General features: G+C 66.1%; 4 protein-coding genes. 3 read left to right on the top strand and 1 reads right to left on the bottom strand.

Features of this window, described 5'->3' with window-relative positions; all coding sequences use genetic code 11:
• The first annotated feature begins 334 nt into the window (after window positions 1–334).
• Window positions 335–751, top strand: a complete 417-nt coding sequence (locus tag ACEQXV_RS19005) for a DUF4177 domain-containing protein (protein ID WP_370270481.1) — start codon at window positions 335–337, stop codon at window positions 749–751.
• Here ACEQXV_RS19005 and ACEQXV_RS19000 read toward each other — a convergent pair whose 3' ends face one another.
• Entirely contained in the window at window positions 752–1,009 is a 258-nt protein-coding gene (locus ACEQXV_RS19000) for a BolA family protein (protein WP_370270480.1), read from the bottom strand. It lies immediately after the preceding gene.
• Window positions 1,010–1,085: 76 nt separating this feature from the next.
• Here ACEQXV_RS19000 and ACEQXV_RS18995 point away from each other — a divergent pair, with 76 nt between their 5' ends.
• Both ACEQXV_RS18995 and ACEQXV_RS18990 read left to right on the top strand, forming a co-directional pair.
• Window positions 1,086–1,712 (top strand): J domain-containing protein, encoded by a 627-nt coding sequence (locus ACEQXV_RS18995; protein ID WP_370270478.1) that lies wholly within the window; start codon window positions 1,086–1,088, stop codon window positions 1,710–1,712.
• Between the two features lie 128 nt (window positions 1,713–1,840).
• On the top strand, window positions 1,841–2,620 hold a 780-nt coding region (locus ACEQXV_RS18990), incomplete at its 3' end, for an NAD(P)/FAD-dependent oxidoreductase (RefSeq protein ID WP_370270477.1).

Genomic DNA, 2,620 nt, shown 5'->3' with positions numbered 1-2,620 from the left:
CCGCCATCGCCGCCCCGGGAAGCGCTGCAACCAGCGCGATCAGCATGATCCGTGTCATGGCGCGATCTTGCCGCGCGCGCCCGCACCATTCAAGCACCCCGCGCGCGCCCGCCCGGCCAGCCTGGGGGGGGCGTTAACCTGCGTCTCGGCACGTTAACCAAGGGGTCCGGGGGGCGTCGTGCACCCGTTGCGTATGTACGGGGGGTGTACAGGGGGTGTACGGGGGGTGTACCGGGGGCGACACACTCGATTTTCCACCTCAGGCAGAGCTTTGCCAGCCGCCCGGGAACAAGTTAATGTCGCGCCCATTGTGATTTCAGACGGCAGGCCGATCATGCCCAGATTCGAATACAAGGTTGTTCCCGCCCCCTCCAGGGGCATCAAGGCCAAGGGCGTGAAGCGCGCCGAAGACCGCTTCGCCCTGGCGCTCGCCACGGTGATGAACGAACACGGTGCCGAGGGCTGGGACTATATCCGCGCCGACATCCTGCCCGCCGAGGAACGCTCAGGCCTCACCTCGAAACAGACGGTCTATCACAACATGCTGATCTTCCGTCGCGAACTGGCCGAGCCCATCGAGGACGGGACCGAAGACCAGGTCGAGGCAGAGGACCGGCTGGCCCTCGCGCCGCCTGCCGACATGGCCGAAGAGACCGGCGATCAGGCGATGGACGACGCGGCGGAAGAGCCCGACACCGCCCCCGAGCCCGAGCCAGAAGCCGAGGACAGCCCGCCCCTGGCCGCGCAGTAGTCAGCTGTCAACCTCGATCGACAAGGCATGGATTTCGCTTAACAATTCCGCGCCGATCGCGGCATGAACCGCGCGGTGCCGGGCGATCCGGCCCAGCGGGTCCAGCGCCTGCGCGGCGATCTTCACGCGAAAATGGCTCTCGCCCCCGTCGCGGTATCCCGCGTGGCCGCGATGCGCCTCGCTCTCGTCGATCACCTCCAGGCGGCGCGGCGCGAAAGCGTCCTCCAGCCTCCCGCGGATTTTCTCGCCTCGGGTCAAAATTCTGCCCTCTCGCCTCTTCAATCCCCCGCGAAAAACCTTAGACTGCCTGTTCCGAGTCGAGAAGGGATGCCCCATGGCCGACAAAGATCCGTTCAATTTCGATCTGCGCGTGTCGACGGACAAGAAGAAGCGCCGCGGCGGCCGGCGTGGCATGTCCGGCGCATTCGAGACCTCGCAAAGGGTCTGCGAACATCCCGGCTGCGAGGAGGCCGGCCAGTATCGCGCGCCCAAGGCGCCCGACGTGCTCGACGACTACCTGTGGTTCTGCAAGGACCACGTGCGCGAATACAATCTGAAATGGAATTTCTTCGAAGGCACCACCGAAGCCGAGATGGAAGCCCAGATGGAACGAGACCGCGTCTGGGACCGCCCCACGAAATCCTTCAAGAAATCGGTCGAGGAACGCGCCTGGTCGCGGCTCGGCATCGACGACGCGCATCAGGTTCTGGGGGCCAACGCCACCCGCAACCCCGGCAAGGGCGTCAGCTCTGGCCGCCGCCTGCCACCTACCGAGCGGCGCGCCATCGAGATTCTCGAGGCCAAGGATCACTGGACCAAGGCCGAGGTGCGCAAGGCCTACAAGGCACTGATCAAGGTGCTGCACCCCGACATGAACGGCGGCGACCGCAGCCAGGAAGAGCAGCTGCAGGAAGTCGTCTGGGCCTGGGACCAGATCAAGGACAGCCGCAATTTCAAGTGACGTGGTAAACGTTTTCTTACCGAAATCCCGTTAACCTTAACGCGGGCCCCCCTTCTTCTTGGTCCAAATACTCCCGCCGGAGGCATCCCGCCCTTGCCACCGCCCCGCCGCCCCGTCAGACAGAGCTCATGCGCAGCCACGACGTGACCACTCTCATCCTCGGCGCCGGTGCCGCCGGGCTCATGTGTGCGGCCCATGCCGGGTCCGGCACGCTGGTGATCGACCACGCGAAGGCGCCGGGCGAAAAGATCCGCATTTCGGGCGGCGGGCGCTGCAACTTCACCAACCTGCACGCAGGACCGGACAACTTCCTGTCGCAAAACCCCCATTTCGCCAAATCCGCGCTCAGCCGCTACACCCAGTGGGATTTCCTCGACCTCGTGGCGCGCCATGACATCCCCTGGCACGAAAAGACCCTGGGCCAGCTCTTCTGCGACCGCTCCGCCAGGGACATCATCGGGATGCTGCTGGCCGAGATGCGGCCCGCCGAGCTCTGGCTGCGCACCGAGATCGGAGAGATCGGCCACGACGGCAGCCGCTTTCGCGTCGCCCTCACGCGTGAGGGCGCCCCGCTCACCGTCACCGCCCGCAACCTCGTGGTGGCAACGGGGGGCAAGTCGATCCCCAAGATGGGGGCGACAGGCATCGGCTACCGCATCGCCGAGCAATTCGGTCACGCCCTGACCGATACCCGCCCCGGCCTCGTGCCGCTGACCTTCGACGAGGCCCGCAAGGCCGCCTTCGCCGCACTTGCGGGCACTTCCGTGCCCACGCGCATCACCTGCAACGGGGGCAGCTTCGACGAGGCGATGCTGTTCACCCATCGCGGCCTTTCCGGCCCCGCGATCCTGCAGGTCTCGTCCTATTGGCGCGAGGGCGACAGCCTTTCGGTGCACCTCGCCCCTGAT

The sequence above is a fragment of the Nioella sp. genome, assembly GCF_964229645.1.
Taxonomy (GTDB): domain Bacteria; phylum Pseudomonadota; class Alphaproteobacteria; order Rhodobacterales; family Rhodobacteraceae; genus Nioella.
This window is presented reverse-complemented; position numbering and strand designations above follow the sequence as displayed.